19 protein-coding genes and 5 pseudogenes are annotated in these 14,900 nt (G+C 66.0%); 9 read left to right on the top strand and 15 right to left on the bottom strand.

The annotated features are described in order from the left end of the window. Positions 1 to 42: 42 nt before the first annotated feature. Positions 43 to 234: pseudogene (locus GO592_RS45600) on the top strand (trypsin-like peptidase domain-containing protein); the annotation flags it as partial. Positions 235 to 325: 91 nt separating this feature from the next. Here GO592_RS45600 and GO592_RS45605 read toward each other — a convergent pair. Both GO592_RS45605 and GO592_RS42865 read right to left on the bottom strand, forming a co-directional pair. Beyond that, a pseudogene (locus GO592_RS45605) lies at positions 326 to 451 on the bottom strand (signal protein PDZ); the annotation flags it as partial. Beyond that, positions 418 to 666, bottom strand: a complete 249-nt coding sequence (locus tag GO592_RS42865) for a maleylpyruvate isomerase N-terminal domain-containing protein (protein WP_237720336.1) — start codon at positions 664 to 666, stop codon at positions 418 to 420. The pseudogene GO592_RS45605 and the gene GO592_RS42865, both read right to left, overlap by 34 nt. Before the next feature lie 1,382 nt (positions 667 to 2,048). On the opposite strand from GO592_RS42865, the pseudogene GO592_RS45610 reads away from it, so the two are divergent. Continuing rightward, positions 2,049 to 2,177 (top strand): annotated as a pseudogene (locus tag GO592_RS45610) (Lsr2 family DNA-binding protein); the annotation flags it as partial. Between the two features lie 26 nt (positions 2,178 to 2,203). Here the strand turns inward: GO592_RS45610 and GO592_RS45615 are convergent. Continuing rightward, positions 2,204 to 2,452, bottom strand: a complete 249-nt coding sequence (locus GO592_RS45615) for a hypothetical protein (RefSeq protein ID WP_007295663.1) — start codon at positions 2,450 to 2,452, stop codon at positions 2,204 to 2,206. Between GO592_RS45615 and GO592_RS46855 the strand changes: the two are divergent. Continuing rightward, positions 2,421 to 2,492: pseudogene (locus GO592_RS46855) on the top strand (Lsr2 family DNA-binding protein); the annotation flags it as partial. The gene GO592_RS45615 and the pseudogene GO592_RS46855 overlap by 32 nt on opposite strands. Positions 2,493 to 2,557: 65 nt before the next feature. Here the strand turns inward: GO592_RS46855 and GO592_RS45625 are convergent. Continuing rightward, positions 2,558 to 2,794 carry a hypothetical protein gene (locus GO592_RS45625; protein ID WP_007295664.1) on the bottom strand — a complete coding sequence of 79 codons (237 nt, stop codon included), beginning with the start codon at positions 2,792 to 2,794 and terminating at the stop codon, positions 2,558 to 2,560. Between GO592_RS45625 and GO592_RS45630 the strand changes: the two genes are divergently transcribed. Continuing rightward, entirely contained in the window at positions 2,763 to 3,251 is a 489-nt protein-coding gene (locus GO592_RS45630; protein WP_007295665.1) for an Lsr2 family DNA-binding protein, read from the top strand. The genes GO592_RS45625 and GO592_RS45630 overlap by 32 nt on opposite strands. 484 nt (positions 3,252 to 3,735) lie before the next feature. Here the strand turns inward: GO592_RS45630 and GO592_RS42875 are convergent, their stop codons facing one another. From GO592_RS42875 to GO592_RS45635, 4 genes are all read right to left on the bottom strand, one after another. Beyond that, the gene (locus tag GO592_RS42875) at positions 3,736 to 4,920 is read right to left on the bottom strand and encodes a TerD family protein (protein WP_202715312.1); all 1,185 of its coding nucleotides are present in this window, start codon (positions 4,918 to 4,920) and stop codon (positions 3,736 to 3,738) included. 185 nt (positions 4,921 to 5,105) lie between these two features. Next, positions 5,106 to 6,248 carry a DUF475 domain-containing protein gene (locus GO592_RS42880; RefSeq protein WP_237737286.1) on the bottom strand — a complete coding sequence of 381 codons (1,143 nt, stop codon included), beginning with the start codon at positions 6,246 to 6,248 and terminating at the stop codon, positions 5,106 to 5,108. Between the two features lie 107 nt (positions 6,249 to 6,355). Then, positions 6,356 to 6,931, bottom strand: coding sequence for a TerD family protein (locus GO592_RS42885; protein WP_007298959.1), 576 nt, complete (start codon positions 6,929 to 6,931; stop codon positions 6,356 to 6,358). Positions 6,932 to 7,552: 621 nt separating this feature from the next. Then, complete coding sequence (locus tag GO592_RS45635) at positions 7,553 to 7,687, bottom strand: excalibur calcium-binding domain-containing protein (protein ID WP_237720510.1); 135 nt, start codon at positions 7,685 to 7,687, stop codon at positions 7,553 to 7,555. 73 nt (positions 7,688 to 7,760) lie between these two features. Here GO592_RS45635 and GO592_RS45640 point away from each other — a divergent pair, with 73 nt between their 5' ends. Beyond that, positions 7,761 to 8,012 (top strand): hypothetical protein, encoded by a 252-nt coding sequence (locus GO592_RS45640; RefSeq protein ID WP_237720511.1) that lies wholly within the window; start codon positions 7,761 to 7,763, stop codon positions 8,010 to 8,012. A 226-nt stretch (positions 8,013 to 8,238) separates the two neighbouring features. On the opposite strand, the gene GO592_RS42895 is transcribed toward GO592_RS45640, so the two are convergent. Continuing rightward, positions 8,239 to 8,730 (bottom strand): hypothetical protein, encoded by a 492-nt coding sequence (locus GO592_RS42895; protein ID WP_157234282.1) that lies wholly within the window; start codon positions 8,728 to 8,730, stop codon positions 8,239 to 8,241. Between GO592_RS42895 and GO592_RS42900 the strand changes: the two genes are divergently transcribed. Beyond that, positions 8,729 to 8,995, top strand: coding sequence for a hypothetical protein (locus GO592_RS42900; protein WP_157234283.1), 267 nt, complete (start codon positions 8,729 to 8,731; stop codon positions 8,993 to 8,995). The genes GO592_RS42895 and GO592_RS42900 overlap by 2 nt on opposite strands. A gap of 584 nt (positions 8,996 to 9,579) precedes the next feature. Beyond that, positions 9,580 to 10,167 (top strand): hypothetical protein, encoded by a 588-nt coding sequence (locus tag GO592_RS42905; protein WP_007298963.1) that lies wholly within the window; start codon positions 9,580 to 9,582, stop codon positions 10,165 to 10,167. A 267-nt stretch (positions 10,168 to 10,434) separates the two neighbouring features. On the opposite strand, the gene GO592_RS42910 is transcribed toward GO592_RS42905, so the two are convergent. From GO592_RS42910 to GO592_RS45645, 5 genes and pseudogenes are all read right to left on the bottom strand, one after another. Next, positions 10,435 to 10,719, bottom strand: coding sequence for a hypothetical protein (locus tag GO592_RS42910; protein ID WP_007298964.1), 285 nt, complete (start codon positions 10,717 to 10,719; stop codon positions 10,435 to 10,437). A gap of 225 nt (positions 10,720 to 10,944) precedes the next feature. Next, positions 10,945 to 11,154, bottom strand: a complete 210-nt coding sequence (locus tag GO592_RS42915) for a hypothetical protein (RefSeq protein ID WP_007298965.1) — start codon at positions 11,152 to 11,154, stop codon at positions 10,945 to 10,947. A 421-nt stretch (positions 11,155 to 11,575) separates the two neighbouring features. Continuing rightward, positions 11,576 to 11,881 (bottom strand): helix-turn-helix domain-containing protein, encoded by a 306-nt coding sequence (locus GO592_RS42920; protein WP_007298966.1) that lies wholly within the window; start codon positions 11,879 to 11,881, stop codon positions 11,576 to 11,578. Further along, on the bottom strand, positions 11,878 to 12,228 hold the full coding sequence (locus GO592_RS42925) for a type II toxin-antitoxin system RelE/ParE family toxin (protein ID WP_007298967.1): 351 nt from the start codon (positions 12,226 to 12,228) through the stop codon (positions 11,878 to 11,880). Before GO592_RS42925 ends, GO592_RS42920 begins: the two co-directional genes overlap by 4 nt. 196 nt (positions 12,229 to 12,424) lie before the next feature. After that, positions 12,425 to 12,831 (bottom strand): annotated as a pseudogene (locus GO592_RS45645) (ExeA family protein); the annotation flags it as partial. 500 nt (positions 12,832 to 13,331) lie between these two features. Here GO592_RS45645 and GO592_RS45650 point away from each other — a divergent pair. Further along, positions 13,332 to 13,682, top strand: coding sequence for a hypothetical protein (locus tag GO592_RS45650; protein WP_007298969.1), 351 nt, complete (start codon positions 13,332 to 13,334; stop codon positions 13,680 to 13,682). Positions 13,683 to 13,881: 199 nt separating this feature from the next. Further along, on the top strand, positions 13,882 to 14,034 hold the full coding sequence (locus GO592_RS45655) for a hypothetical protein (protein WP_237737287.1): 153 nt from the start codon (positions 13,882 to 13,884) through the stop codon (positions 14,032 to 14,034). 250 nt (positions 14,035 to 14,284) lie between these two features. Here GO592_RS45655 and GO592_RS42935 read toward each other — a convergent pair whose 3' ends face one another. Then, entirely contained in the window at positions 14,285 to 14,764 is a 480-nt protein-coding gene (locus GO592_RS42935) for a hypothetical protein (protein ID WP_039952090.1), read from the bottom strand. Positions 14,765 to 14,900: the final 136 nt, after the last annotated feature.

A 14,900-nucleotide genomic window follows, 5' to 3' on the forward strand; every position in this document is an offset into this window, starting at 1 on the left:
ATCGTCTACAAGACTGACGGCACCATCGTCACCAACGCCCACGTGGTCGAGGGTGCCCGGGAGGTGAGTGTGGCATTCGCGGACGGGCAACAGGTGTCCGCGAACGTGCGGGCCGTCGATCGCGTGACCGACGTCGCGGTCCTTCAAGCGGACCGCACGGATCTGACTGCGGCGACGTTCGAGACAGCGCTGCCGGAGGTCGGTGCGCTCGCCGTAGTCGTGGGCAGTCCACTGGGGTTCGAGGCCACAGTCACCTCGGGCATCATCTCAGGATTGCACCGTCAGATCCCTGGGTCGGCCTCCTGGTCCGCGACATCGAGACATTCGCCGCGGGGATGGCGAAGCCCAGAGCCACCGCACCCGCCGACGGGGGAATGTAGGCCTGACTCATCCCCACGACCCGCCCTTGTCCGTCGATCAGCGCACCCCCGGAGTTACGCGGCGAGATCGCTCTACCCGGGCCGTCGCATCCAGCCATGCGGCCACCACGTCCTCCCCGGCGGTAGGCACCCGGTAGCCGTTTCCCCTGAGCCCTGCGCAGGCCCGTCGGTGGTTACCCACCACATGGGCGGCGACGTCCCAGGCGGTCCAGCCTGGGCAGGGGGAGGCAGAGTTCCAGCGGTCCTGCGGGCAGCCCAGGAGACGATCGGTGAAGTCCTGCGCCACGCGCGCGTACAGACTGGTATGGGCGATCCCATCCCCACACCGTACGTCAACCGCACCTCACCGAATCTGTGCTGGTAGAGGGCATTCATTGCGCACGCGGCGACCCGCACCGGCCGCCGCTGCGCCTGAACCGGGAGATCTTCCGCCCCCGACACGGGGGCTTCGGGGCCGGGTGCCGAGCCGTGACGATGTGCCCCGAGACCTTGTCAGCGCTGAAGGGAACCGGTGCGATGGGGGAGTGGACCGCGGTGTATATCGGTCTGTCCGTCGGGGCCGTGGTTGCCGAGGCAATACTGCGCGGCCAGGCCACCGGACCTGATCGTCCGCACGCGATGGTTGGCCGACAAGTCGTGGACGGAACTGGTGCTCGACGAGGAGGTCAGGGTGGCGGTCCGGGTGGCCGGCAGAACATCATCGGGCTCGGCCGGGGCGCCTAGCTGACGGCGTGCACGTGGGTGGGACTACGCGCAGACCCGCCGAGCCGCGACAGACATCTTGACCCGCACGATCGTCGCGCGGGGGCTGTATTACGAGTGCCGGCACGGATGCAATGAGCTCGCGCTTGTGCTGGTCGGCGGACGAAAAACCACCGACGCTGACGGCGGTTGCGGTCCGGCCGACGGATAGGCCCGAGGGAGGGTGCTCGCCGCCGCGGTCACGATTTTCGATCCGACATGGGGATAGCGCGGCGACGTACGGGCTGACGCCGGCTGATCGGAGTGAGCACCCGCGGTTTCTCGGCCGGCCGCGCCCCACTGTTGTCGCGAGGGTAGCCGTCCCGGTGCCGGTTGATCATCGCGGTGTTGCGCCGAGTTGTCTCCACTCGTGTGCACGGTGCCGCAGTCGGTTTCGGGTGAACCGTGTGAGTGCGGTGCGCAAGTGAATGATGCCGGGCGTGGGTGACCACATTCCGAATGCGGTGGCACGGCCACGACGGGGTTCTCCGGGCTGCTGGGGATGTGGCCGGCGCGCGGCCTTCGCGAGGTAAGGTTCGGTGCCGCTGTGACCCTGAGTCCGGGAGGCGTTGCACCGCCGGAATTGCGGCACAGTCGTCGGTGAGTAGGTGGTGGGCCGTCGGGCGCACACCCTGCTCGGCACCGTGAACACCGAATTCGGCACTGTCGGCCACTTCAATGCCGCAGCTGCCGAAGCTATTTCGGGATTTCGGTGGAGAATGGTCCCTGTCGGGGTGAGTCGTGCTCGTCCTGGATGAAGCTCGGTGCGATGTGATTTTGAGCTCGAAGAGGATCGTGTGTGGTCTGCCCACATGGACAATGTCTTGAGACGGTGAATTGTTAGTTCGGTGAGCTTCCTCGTTTGTGGGACGAGGCTGCCGTTACTGTGTGCGTTCGACGATTGCCCTGACGTAGAAGGAGAGCACGATGGCGGTATCACCGAGGATTTCCGAAGGTTCGGCGACGGGGACAACCAAGGAGATCCGCGAGTGGGCGATCGGAGAGGGTCGCGAAGTGTCTCCCCGCGGCCGGATTTCGGCCGAGATCGTGCAAGCTTTCCATGAGGCTCAGGCGACGAAGGCTCAGGCAAAAGCGGTGCCGGCGAAGAAGGCGGCCGCGAAGAAGATAGTGGCGGGGAAGGCTTCCGCGAAGAAGGCTCCCGCGAAGAAGACGCCGGCGAAGACGACCGGGCCGAAGAAGACGGCTGCGAAGAAGGCGTCTGCGAGGAAGTCGCCGGCGAAGACGGCAGGGGCGAAGTCGACGTCCGCGGAGAAGTTTGTCGCCACGAGGGTACCGGCGGTGAGCAAGGCTTCGGCGAAGACGGCGACCAAGGATATTCGAGAGTGGGCGATCGGAGAGGGTCGCGACGTGTCTCCCCGCGGCCGGATTTCGGCCGAGATCGTGCAAGCTTTCCATGACGCTCAGGCGACGAAGGCTCAGGCAAAAACGGTGCCGTCGAAGAAGACGGCCACGAAGAAGGCTCCGGCGAGGAAGACGGCCGTGGAGAAGGCTCCCGCGAAGAAGACGGCTGGGGCGAAGAAGACGGCTGCGAAGAAGGCGTCTGCGAGGAAATTGCCGGCGAAGACGGTAGGGGCGAAGGCGACGGCCGCGGAGAAGATTGTCGCCACGAAGGTACCGGCGGTGAGCCAGGCTTCGGCGAAGACGACGACCAAGGATATTCGCGAGTGGGCGATCGGAGAGGGTCGCGAAGTGTCTCCCCGAGGTCGGATTTCGGCCGAGATCGAACAAGCTTTCCATGAGGCTCAGGCGACGAAGGCTCAGGCGAAAGCGGCGTCGGCGAAGAAGACGGTCACGAAGGAGGCTCCGGCGAAGACGACGGCCGCGGAGAAGGTTGTCGAGAAGGAGGCTCCGGTGAAGAAGGCGGCCGCGGGGAAGGCGGCCGCGGGGAAGGCGGCCGCGGGGAAGGCGGCCGCGGGGAAGGTTGTCGAGAAGGAGGCTCCGGTGAAGGGAGCAGTGGCGGGCACGGCTCCGGCGAAGACGACGGCCAAGGAGATTCGAGAGTGGGCGATCGGGGAGGGCCGTGAAGTGTCCTTGCGCGGTCGGATTTCGGCCGCAATCGTGCGTGCCTTCCATGACGCTGCGGCGAAGTTGCCGGCTGTGGGCGGCTGAACCGAGTGGTGTCCGCTCTTGAGCGTGACCCACCGACTCCGGGTTGCCGGGTTCTCTGAATCCGACGGACGTTCAGTGGACGAACCCTTGCCTGTCTCTTCGAAGCCAGGCTCACCGAAGATGAGCGCGCCGGTGTCACAGCCATGAACGCGGGCGGACGGTCGGTGCGACTGGTACGGGAGGTTGCATTCACGACTGCTGGTCGACAGTGTGCACCGAGTGGCCGATGGGAGTTCCGCTGGCACCTGCTGGGTGAGTGTCGGTGCCGAGAACTGTCTCCCGCACCAAAACGGCCACTATCGGTGGCCGAATCTGCCCGGGCGGTGTGTCGCTGTGTGGTCTTTTCTCGCGGTCAGGCGAGGCCGATCGGCTTCGGTTCAGTCGGTAGTCGATTCCGGCACTCGTGCTGACATCGTGGTGTGGTCGTCGGATGGGGGTTGTCCGTCCGGCGGCGATCACTCCTCGATCGGTCACTCGAGCGTAGTCATTTCCGCCCGGCGGTCCATTTCAGGCCCCAGCGGTAGGATTTGGAGATTTCGGATTGGGTGCCGTTGATGTACCGCACTTCTCGTGTGACGGTGAGTTCGTTCTTTTCGTTTTTCAGCAGGGCGATCGCGCAGGATCGGGTGCGGTGGTCGGGGGAGTCGAGGCGTACTTCTACTTCGGGGCCGTGGGGTGGGTACAGGGTGACCACGCCGTCGGCGGCGGACCAGTTCGGGGTGCCGTCGTAGATGTAGGCGAAGATGAGGATGCGTTTGAAGTCGGCGAGGTGGGCGAGGTTGATGTGCAGGTTCTCGCCGCCGGCTTTGAGGCCGGAGCGGTCGTCGCCGTCGAGGGCGATGTAGGGCGGGTAGTGCAGGTCACCGAACGCGTTGCCGAGCGCCTGGACGACGCCTTTGGACCCGTCGTTGAGTTGGTACAGGCAGGCGAGATCGAGGTCGATCGCGCCGTTGCCGAGGAATCCGCGACGGCCGCGGGTCCAGTTGAGGTTGATCCGCATCGTTCCGGTGGCGCCGCCCTTGGCGAGGGACACGGTGGGGGCTGCCTTGGTGAGGGTGATCTTGCTGAGCTGGACCCGCGGCTGCGGCGCCGGAGGCGGGGTGGGCGCGGGAGGGCGAATCACGGTATTGGGTAGCTGGATTGGGGGAGTGGGCGCAGGGGTGGGGACAGGCGGGTGGGTGGGGGCGTCGTCGACGGTGACACCGTGTTCGGTGACGAGGGCCTTGAGGCCGCTGTCCCAGCCGGCGGAAACGTTCCGGATCTTCCATTGTTCACCGCGCCGGTAGATCTCGGCGAGGACGGCGGCCCGTTCGGTGGTCAGGCCCAGGGCCGGGGCCGAGACCGAACCCAGCGTGACCCCGAGACCGGCAATGGCGGCGAGACTGCCGGGAGCGGAGTCGTCCATGCTCACGGCCAGGCGTAGCGTGTCGATCCCGTACGGCACCTTGGTGACGTCTACCGCGACGGTGCTGGGGCCGGTGAGCCGGACCGCTCCCTCGGGGGAGGCGGGTTGGTTGAAGAAGACGAAGTCGCTGTCGCTTCGCACCTTCCCGGTGGAGGTGACCTGGAAAACCATAAGATCGACGGTCCCGGGGGAGACGCCGGCGACGCTGACGGTCAGCTGCGGTGAGGTCAGTGGGGTGTTCTGGCCGCGGACAAGCGAAGTCATGGGTTTCGCTCCTGCATTTTGCGTTGTTGAAGGGTGCCACCCGCACCGGGTGTGGCTGCTGGTCGGCGCCCACGGGCAAAGGGGGCGACCGTGTCGGGGTTCACCCCGCCGCGCCGGCGGCGCGGCGGGGTGAACGGTGTCCCGGTCGTCGTCTGGGACGGCTCAGCGGGTCTTGAGAACTCGCCTCAACCGACGGTGACCTTCTCCGGTTCGTCGTCACGGTCAACGGTCGCCTCGACCGGTTCGAGGCCGCGGCGGTTGCGGATGATGCTGGAGATGAAGGCGGCACCGATGAGGGCGACACCGACGAGGCCGGTGACGTTCTCGTTGACGTGGTAGCCGATGGACACCAGCAGGATCACGGCCAGTGCGCCGATGGCCCAGTGGGCGCCGTGCTCGAGGTACACGTAGTCCGACAGGGTTCCCTTGCGGACCAGGAACACCGTGATGGAACGGACGAACATCGCGCCGACGAAGCCGAGGCCGAGGGCGATGATGATCGGGTCGGACGTGATCGCGAACGCGCCGATCACACCGTCGAAGGAGAACGACGCGTCGAGGACCTCGAGGTAGAGGAACAGGAAGAACCCGGCTTTACCGGTGGCCTTGGCCAGCTCGGTCGGTCCGCCCTTGGACCCTTCGACCAGTTCGCCGTCTTCGTCTCCCTCGGGAGTGTTGAACAGCTCACCGAGACCGTTGACGGCGATGTAGGTGACCATGCCGAGGACGCCGGCGATCATCACCATGGAGACGGTGTCCTCGGGGGCGATGTACGCGGCGGTGATCAGCAGCAGGGCGCCGGCGATGATGACGGCGAGCTGGTCGAGCTTGCCCGCGCGGGCGAGGGGCTTCTCCAGCCAGGACAGCCAGGTGATCTCCCGCTCTTCCAGGATGAAACCGAGGAACAGCATCAGCAGGAACATGCCGCCGAACGCCGCGATCTGCGGGTGGGCGTCGGTGAGCAGGGTTTCGTAGCTGGCGCTGCCGTCGGGGAAGTACGCGGCACCGTCGGCGGGCGGGTTGAGTGCCAGGTCGAGGGCGGCGACGGGGCCGAGGCCGGACGCGAGCCACACGATGACGAGGGGGAAGACCAGGCGCATGCCGAACACCGCGATGACGATGCCGACGGTGAGGAAGATCTTCTGCCAGAACTCGCTCATCCGGCGCAGCACGGTGGCGTTGATGACGGCGTTGTCGAAGGACAGCGAGATCTCGAGGATCGACAGGATCACCACGAGCAGGACGGCCTGGGGGCCTCCGTAGATCGCCGCGATGATCAGGGAGATCACCGTCACGGCGAAGGAGAGACCGAATATTCGCAGAACCACGAAGCGTGGCCTTTCTCTAGTGGGCATGCAGGGTGGCTACTGCAGGGCGGGCGAACACCGGGGAGGACCCGGACATGCGGGTCCTCCCCGAAAACCTTTGAGACGGGTCAGATGTTGACGCCGTAGTCGCGGGCGATACCTGCCAGTCCGGACGCGTAGCCCTGGCCGATGGCGCGGAACTTCCATTCCCCGTTGTGCCGGTAGAGCTCACCGAAGGTCATGGCGGTTTCGGCGGAGGCGTCCTCGGTGAGGTCGTAGCGGACCAGTTCGTTGCCGGTGGCCCGGTCGACGACGCGGATGAACGCGTTGGTGACCTGCCCGAAGCTCTGACCACGCAGTTCTGCCTCATGGATGGAGACCGGGAAGAAGATGTTGGTGACGTTCGGCGGCACGGCCTTGAGGTCGACGTTGATCACCTCGTCGTCGCCGTCGCCCTCGCCGGTGAGGTTGTCGCCTTCGTGCTGGATCGACCCGTCGGGGGATCGCAGGTTGTTGTAGAACACGAAGTGCTGATCCGACAGGACCTTCTTGTTCTCGCCGGTCGCCAGTGCGCTGGCGTCCAGGTCGAATTCGTGGCCGGTGGTCGATCGCGCGTCCCAGCCGAGCCCGACCGCGACCGCGGTCAGGTTGGGGGCTTGCTTGTCGAGGGAAACGTTGCCGCCTTTGGCAAGGGTGACGCCCATGGAGGTCCTTTCACACAGGGGATAGGGGCGTGCCAACAGATGTGTGCCACCCCCGCAGATGTTCGAGCACGCTCACCATAGATCGTGGGGATTCGGGCATGCGAGTGGACGCGCGATTTCGGTGCAAATAGGTTCGCGTGGCGCGTGAACGGTTGTCTGCCTTGAGTAGTGAGCGATCCCGACCCCTCGACTGGATTTGGTTCTGGTACTACCAGAAGGCTTGCGCGCTGTCTGTATACCCAGTAAATGACTCGGCCGGCACGCAGCGGGCATCCACGGTCGGCGGGCAATCTGCCTACCGAGGCACGTGCATGCGCCGTTTCGTCTGGGGTGAACTGGACCTGAGATATCACCGAGCAGCGGAACCGCGATGGTTGCAGGATGGACACCGGGAACAGTGATGGACGGGATGTCGTCCACATCAGCGGCACTTATCCGCGTGTGGCCGGGCGACGGCACTCAGGGGCGTGAAGGGCCGACGCTGGTATCAGCGGAGGTGGTGCGGATTAGCTCAGCTGGCGCGGGCAAGTCTGACACTGCGGTTCTGTGTGCGTCCGGCCCTCACATGGCGCCGCCGACTACGCTGAGCGCGGGCGACGTTTCAGGGAGCTCCGCGACGTGTCATTTGTCGCAGGCGATTCCGTCCTTGTCGCGGTCGAGCTTCGTCGAATATCCGGGCTCACCCTTGTAGATCGGTGCCGCGCCGGCGGCTCGCACTTCATCGCAAGATCCGTAGCTGACCGTCGATTTCGGCACGGGCGGAACGGCCGCAGGCGGGCTCGTCGGAATCACGACCGGTGCCGGTGGTGGCGCCACGGCAATAGTGGTCGTGGGAACTACCGGGGCGACAGGCTGCACGGCAGCCGGTGAGGTGCTGACCGGAGCGGCAACCGTGGTTGTTGTCGGTACCGGTCGTGACGTGGTCGGTCTGGCACTCGATGCGTCGACGACTCGTGCAACGGACGCTGTCGTGGTCGGTGTGGTGCTGGACTGGGTCTTGCTGCTTCCGCATCCGGTCACGAGCACAGCGCCGGCGATCAGGGTGATCGCAAAGGTCGTCTTCTTCACCCAGGGCATGTAATCAGACAAACCGGATCATGTGTATCGGTCAGCCGGTATACATCGCCGGCACGGGAGCGGGCTCACGGCGGGTCGCCGAGCCGCCGCCGTCCTTCCGTGTCGGCGTGGTCACGGTGAGTGCGCAAGGGTGGCGGGCTGATCTCTCGGAGGGCCCGATCGCGATGACCGCAGCGGGACTTCGTTCGGACACCGCAACGGTTCGCGTCACACCCGAGCCCCGCGCAGTCTCAGCACCAACGGCTACGGCGGCAAAAACCACCACCGCCGCCGCCGCCGCCGGTGTAGGCGGGCGCCTCGACATAAATGTTCCCGTTCTCGTCGAACTTGTACATCGAGTGGTCGTCGTCGCTGGTGTAGAGCCGGCCGTCGGGTCCGGCCCGCAACCGGTCCAGTTCGGCCTTCTGGCCCTCTTTCACGATCGCTGTGTCATCGTCGTCGCGGCACAGCGCTTGCAGCCCCGAGCGGGTGCCCCACGCATGCCGATATGCCGTCAACAGTCTGGTCCAGCGCGCAGCGTTCATGGCCGTCGCGTTGGATTTCTCGGCCGATGCGAGCTGCTGGTCGAGGGGGATCGGGGCAAGAGCGGAAAGGTTGATGTCCGGCATGTCGAGTGTGCCGAACCCCTCGGCGAGCAGTATCTCGTTGAGGAGCACATCGGAGTCGGTTGAGGACTGGGCCGCCGCGAGGGTGGTTGTCGCCGGGGTAGTGGTCGGTGTCATGGATGACATACGCGTTGTGGTGGGCACCGTGGAGGTGGAGGTGGTCGTCGAGGCGGGGGCGGTGGCGGTCTCCTCCGATGGACCGGCCTCGGAGGCGCTCAGATACACGTATCCGCCGGGCGTGAGGCTTCCCCCAGCGGACGAGGTGGAACGTACAACCCGCACGCCGCTGCCGATCGGAGCGAGTTCCGCCAACCGACCCAACACCGCAGCACGATTCGACTCCAGCGCTGCATATCCGCCGCAACTCACCGCTCCGACATGACTGAGATCGACACGGGTTCGTTGTCCGTCCACGTCGATGAATAGACCAGGTCCGGACCCTGCGGCCACGTCGTATTCGAGAACTGATCCCCGCCACTCAGGCCGCTGCGACACCGAAACGTGCGCGGCGGTGGTCGTGCGAACCGAAGGTGTGGCGGCCTGAGTGACGGATCTGTCCGATCGGGAGTCCTCGTCGATGTAGCTGCCGAACAGTGCCAACACTGCAACCGCCCCGAGTCCCCAGCCGAACTTCCGCCTTGTGGTCACCACGAACTCCTCTATTACTGCTGGTGCCGTCACCGAGATCCGAGGCAGCTTAGACGGTTCAGTGGACGTGGATGATCGCCTCCCCCCCGCCACACCGGCCGTCGAACTGCGACGCCCCAGAAAGTGCGTCGACCTCAGCGCCATCGATGCCCGCACGTGCACGATTTCCTCTGCGCCCGCCTGTCATCCGCCTGAATGACACAGTTGACGATCCGCGAGTCGAGTCCACACTGGCGGACGAGAGCCGGGGAGACGATGTTCCGTCGCGAGCGGACCTGTGGACCGGAACAGCGATGAAGAGCCTGGTATGCATTGCTCATGAAACGTGCCGCTTCGGTCTCGCTCGCTATCCTCGTGCTCGCCGGCTGCGGCAACGCCGACTCCGAGACCAGTCAACCCTCCTCGTCGACGCGCGCGCCTGCGTCCTCGACGACAGCGACGACATCGGTGGTGGCGCAGCCCGCGCCGGATGTCCCCGGGCAGGTGGTGGTTCGTGAGGTCGACAGCTCCTGTGCCAGCGCTGAGGTCGGTGCGCCGATCGATCTGACGGAGGTGTCGGTGCACCTCGGGGTCCCCGGGTATGCCGGTACGGTGGCGCGGGTGGTGTGGAGTTATCAGGGTGACCTCCCCGCCACGGGGACGGTGCTGTGGTCGCTCTCGGCGGCAGACCGGGGCGGAAACAATGCTGTTCAGCTCGGCTACAAGACCCTCGACGGCAACCAGATCGCCTACTTCACCTTCGCGGGCGCCAAGCAGCAGAATCTCTCGGGTGCACCGGATGTCAGCGTGCCCGGTCAGGTGACGGCGGTACTGCCCTCCGCAGCGGTGGCCGCTCTCGGTAGCGAGTGGCACTGGAAGGCCACGGTGAATGTCGATGGCGAGGACGTCGATCGGTGCCCCAACTAGCAAATGAGGTGCCCGCCTGCACCGCGAACGGGCTGACGTTCGTCCGGTAGGGGCGTAACCGAGTTGCGGTGATGGCCGCGGGTGATGATTCGCCGGCCAGGGCGGATCCGTGGCGATGGACGCGAGTTCAGGCCAGCGGCAGCACGCCGAGTTTCCGCCGGATGTGGCGCCGGGTAGAGGCAGTCGGTGTCATGTGTCGCGCTACGCGTCGACATCGCCGCCGCCGCACGACGCCTCGACGAGGGAGCCGGGATTTCCGCGACGCTTTCACTCCCGCGCCTGGCAGCGCGGATCGAGAACGAACGAATACGGTGCGGCCTTGTCGATGCCTCCGGCAGTTTCGCCGTGCGAATCCGCAGCGAATCCGCCGATACCGAATCTCTCGAGCAGACGCCGAAACACGATGGCATCGCCGTGATCACCGAGGAACTTCGAGAAGACTCCTCGATACGTCTGCTTCTTCACGACGGATCCCCGCAGCAGGTCGCTCTCGCGTGTACCCGCGCGGCGGCACACGCGCAGCGAATCCCGCACGAACGGCAGAGAGCGCATCTCCAAGCCCAAATGCTGCTCGCTTCCAGCCTTTTTGCGGCGGGACGAGTCGATTCGGCCAAGGAAGTCGTTGCACCTGCGGTGAGCAGATCCGCCGAACTTGGGCTCAAACAGTTTCTCATTGAGGGCGGACCACAGATGCCCGCACTCGCAAGGAACCTACTGACGGACAAAGATGGCTTCAAAACGCGAGGACAGTCCTCGGCCTCGGGCCGGGGACTGTCCTCATTCGAATTTTCGCCTATCCGAGTTTCCGCGTTGCGGTTCCTGGGTTCTCATGTGCGTCGACTGCGTTCGCGGCGAGCCGATGGAGATGTCATCCGGGTGGATCACCTGGTGGACGTGCAGGCCGGCGATCTCGTGCAGGTCATGTCCCAGCAGGGTGGCGAACGTCGGTTTGACGTCGAGCAGGCGCGACTGGTCGGGCGTGAGCATCGGAATAGGACTGCGCGCCAACCGGAACCGGTACCTTCCCGCTCAGCGCGCCGCCGTCCGCCGTGGCCGGTGTGTGCGGATGTTCGGCTCCGCATTTGGCGGTGGCTGGTTCAACCCGCGCGGCGACGGCGGGGCAGGTTCGCCATCAGGGTGTCTCATTCGCCGAACAGGTCCGGTTCCCGGCCGCGCTGATGCGGGGGCGGTCCTAGCGAGGAACGTCATGGCGGCGGCAGGCGATGCATGTCTGGGTCGACGCGCCCAAGGGGCGCCGGCGAGCGGCCGGGCGCCATCGCTATCAGCTGATCGGTGAGGCTCGGTGACGGGAGGGAGTCGCCCCGCAGATGATGCTCGAGGTCGATTTCGGCGGCCCCGGGCGTGTCCGAGCCTCACGGACCGAGTGGTCCTTGGCGGCGTGCCGTGGTCAGTGGCCGGTGAGGGTGCGGTCGGTGTCGATGTGGACGTCGAGGTGGACGCCGACCTCGCTGCCGAGGTTGACCAGGGCGTCGAGGGAGAACTTGCTCAGTTTGCCGCGGTGCAGGTCCGAGATCCGCGGTTGGGTAACGCCGAGGTTGTCGGCGGCCACGGCCTGGGACCAGCCGAAACGGTCGATCTGTGCGCGGATCGCGGTCATCAGGTCGGCGCGCAGCTGCCGGTTGTAGGCCTCGCCGGGGGTGTCACTGATCGCCTCCCACACGGAGGTGGTTTCGGTAATGTCTTTGTCGGTCATGATGTCTCCTGTGCGTATGCCTGGGCTGCCTTGTAGCGGTGTCGGCCGAGGTTGATGTCTGCGTTCGAGGTCTTCTGTGTCTTTTTGTGGAAGCAGTGCAGTACGTAGATCGCCTCGCCGAACTGGGCGACGTAGAACGTTCGGAAGGCGCCGTCCGGAGTGCGGACCCGGATCTCGCGGCATCCGGGCCCGACGTCCTTCATCGGTTTCCAGTCGTCCGGATCGAGCCCCTGTTGGGCCCGGCCGAGTTGGTAGCCGAGATCGTCCTGTGCGGCGGCGGGCAGATCGCGCAGGTCGTCAAGTGCGCTACCCACCCATCGGATCGGTTTCTCGTCACCTCGGTACACCTCCCTAGGTTATATCAGTACAAATATATGCTGTTGTGCGAGGTGGAGGCCCGAAGGTGTTGCGCGTCGTTGAAGGTGACGACGATGCGGTGCGAGAACGGCCCCGCTCGGGGGTGGTGGGCGGGGCCGTGGTGGGCGTGGTGACGGGGTGGTCGTCAGGTTGACGCGGTGGTGGTCGGGTTGATGGGGGTCGGGTTCAGTCCGCGGCGCTCTCGCTGATGGCGATGCGGGCGGCCTTCTCGTCGACGATGGTGTGGTCGGCGGCGAAGGCGGCGGTAAGCGCGTGCAATGCGAGGTTGTTCACCGCGCGCGGGTGTCCGCGTGAGGCGCCCACGGATGAGCCCGATCGCGTCGTCGGAGAACAGGGTGTCGTCGCGGCCGGCGATGCGACAGTGGTGACCGATGTAGTCGGCGGTGTCGGCTGCGCTCATCCCGGCGATCGTGTAGCGCACGGCGATGCGCTGGTCCAGCGCGGCGAGCACACCGAGTCGGAGGCAGTGCCGCAGGGTAGGTTGGCCGACCAGCACGACCGCGAACGGGGACCGAAGAGTCCATCTCGTGGTTGGTGAGCAGGCGGATCGCTTCGAGCTGGTGGTTTCCGATGCGTTGCTGCTTCTGGTTCATGAGCTGAAGTCGAGAGCTCTTCCGCAGTAAGGTAATACACGACAGCGAGGCACCCTCTGCCGACTGCCGCTCGATCGGGCACGGACGTGGCTTCGATCGCAGAGTTCGTCGGTGCGGCGCGGGCGATCCTGGTCACGACGAGGCGGAGGCGCTCAAGGCCGTCCTGGCGGGCGTGGGCCCGGCACGCCCACAGGGCCGTGTCCAGCTCCCAGGCACGCCCCCAGCGGCGAGCCCGTCCGGTTCCTGATCCGGCCCCGATCCGGTCATGATCGGGACGACGGGAGCAGGCAGAACCTGGACCGCCGGGAACCGGCACGGCGGTATCAGCGGCATGGTGGAGATGCTGCCGTGGCCTGCGTGCGTGATGCGGGGATGTGGTCCTGGCTGTTCGGTGGGGTGCGGTGATCGCTCGATCAGCGGCACGAGCGGATAGGTGCGGACGCGGAAGCTTCCCGATCGGTGAAGCACAATGGGGTGCCATGGACGATGCGGAGTTGGTCGAGCAGGTGCGGCGGCGTTGGGAGCATGGTGTCCCGCCGAAGGTGATCGCGCGTGCTCTGGGCATGCGGCCGTCGGTGGTGGCGCCGTTGGTGCGACGAATCGCTGCCGAGGCCGACGCGTCCCGAGGATTGGGGCGGGTGCTGGGGTGCTGGGTCAATTGCGGCTGGAGTGTCTGGCTGGGCCTCGAGGGTCATCCGGAGTGGCCGGAACTGGATGCTCCCGCCGGTGAGGCCGAAGACTTCGCGCAGCTGTTGGTGGCACGAGAGGGACGGCGTGGTCTGGCGGCGCTGCGAGGCTATACCTGGCCGACGCGCACTGCCTTGGGGTGAAGAACACCCGTGAGCCCGAAACCATGGATGCGGGCAGGATCCCCACCGCCGTCCGCAGTACTACGCGGCGTTCGACCGTCCAGCGGTGAGATTCCGATCGAACTCGGCCGTGAACTGATCCTGGGGGCGGCGACGTATGCGCGCGGACTCGGTTTCGAGCCCGCGGACGCCTTCGATGGTGATGCCGCCGCGTTCCTGGGTGAGGGGGACGGGTCAGATCGAGTTCGGTAAGGACGGTCAGCCGTTCTACCTCAACGGGCCCTACGACAATTCGGCTGCTGTCATTCGGACCCTCGAGCGGTCCGTGGGTGCGGGGAACTTCCACGTCTCGGTGGCTGCGGGACCGATGTGACCGCCACGAACGAACCCGACGTCGAGGGGAACGTCCGACTTAATGGGCCGTGAGCCGAGCAACAGCCAACGCCGTTCTCGGTACTTGCGTCGATCTCCGTAATCTGTCGATTGCATAGCTGTGCGGTGGCTCGATTCGTCTCATTCGATCGTTTCTGCGACACGAATGCACTCGCGACGAGCCCGGTGTTCACCATGATCGTCGGGAACCGCCCACAGGCCCGGGCCGGTCCGTCGGCCGGTGTCGGGGATCAGTGCCCGTAGCCTGGGCGGCGTCTTCGCTCAGTGCCTCCGCAGGTGGGGGCGTACGTCCTCGGCGACGCCTGGTGGGAGTGTGCAGCCGTGGTGCACGAGGTCGACGGTGTTCTCGATCGCCGGCTCGTCGGGACCGGTGTCGGCACCGGCGGCGGCGGCGACTTCGACGAGGGCGGCGATTGTCGCACCGAGGGTGGGCAGGGTACGGCGATGGTGCGGGGCAGTGTCAGCAGGTCGACGCCGGGTGCCTCTTCCTTGATGCGCAGGGCCAGTTCACGGGCGAGGGTGCGCAGTGCGTGAGGATCGAAGTACCGGCGGGCGGTGCGTTCGGTGATGTGCATCTGTTCCGCTACGGCGGCGACTCGGTCGGTGAGCAGGGCCTCGAGTCGGTCGGTGGGGACGGTCAGACCGATGCGTGCCAGCTCCTCACCGAGGGCGGAGGCCGTCGTCCTCACCCATGATGATGGTCGTGGCATCGGGGTCTCCTGATCCGAGCGTTCCGCCACACCTGGTTTTTCTACCTGGGCCCTCGGTGTGGCGGCGGCAGGCGGCTGGAAATGTCACGACCCGGAGCCGGGCACGCACATATCGTCCTGGATTTACGGGGGCGCC

It is taken from the genome of Rhodococcus sp. 21391 (assembly GCF_016772255.1).
Lineage (GTDB): Bacteria > Actinomycetota > Actinomycetes > Mycobacteriales > Mycobacteriaceae > Rhodococcus_F > Rhodococcus_F opacus.

What these genes read in the sequence shown, in the direction of transcription:
- GO592_RS42875 (WP_202715312.1), bottom strand. Translation starts at nt 4,920, where the DNA reads ATGACTTCGCTTGTCCGCGGCCAGAACACCCCACTGACCTCACCGCAG.
- GO592_RS42885 (WP_007298959.1), bottom strand. Translation starts at nt 6,931, where the DNA reads ATGGGCGTCACCCTTGCCAAAGGCGGCAACGTTTCCCTCGACAAGCAA.
- GO592_RS42900 (WP_157234283.1), top strand. Translation starts at nt 8,729, where the DNA reads ATGGATGACATACGCGTTGTGGTGGGCACCGTGGAGGTGGAGGTGGTC.
- GO592_RS42895 (WP_157234282.1), bottom strand. Translation starts at nt 8,730, where the DNA reads ATGACACCGACCACTACCCCGGCGACAACCACCCTCGCGGCGGCCCAG.
- GO592_RS42905 (WP_007298963.1), top strand. Translation starts at nt 9,580, where the DNA reads ATGAAACGTGCCGCTTCGGTCTCGCTCGCTATCCTCGTGCTCGCCGGC.
- GO592_RS42910 (WP_007298964.1), bottom strand. Translation starts at nt 10,719, where the DNA reads ATGCGCTCTCTGCCGTTCGTGCGGGATTCGCTGCGCGTGTGCCGCCGC.
- GO592_RS42915 (WP_007298965.1), bottom strand. Translation starts at nt 11,154, where the DNA reads ATGCTCACGCCCGACCAGTCGCGCCTGCTCGACGTCAAACCGACGTTC.
- GO592_RS42920 (WP_007298966.1), bottom strand. Translation starts at nt 11,881, where the DNA reads ATGACCGACAAAGACATTACCGAAACCACCTCCGTGTGGGAGGCGATC.
- GO592_RS45650 (WP_007298969.1), top strand. Translation starts at nt 13,332, where the DNA reads ATGGACGATGCGGAGTTGGTCGAGCAGGTGCGGCGGCGTTGGGAGCAT.
- GO592_RS42935 (WP_039952090.1), bottom strand. Translation starts at nt 14,764, where the DNA reads ATGCCACGACCATCATCATGGGTGAGGACGACGGCCTCCGCCCTCGGT.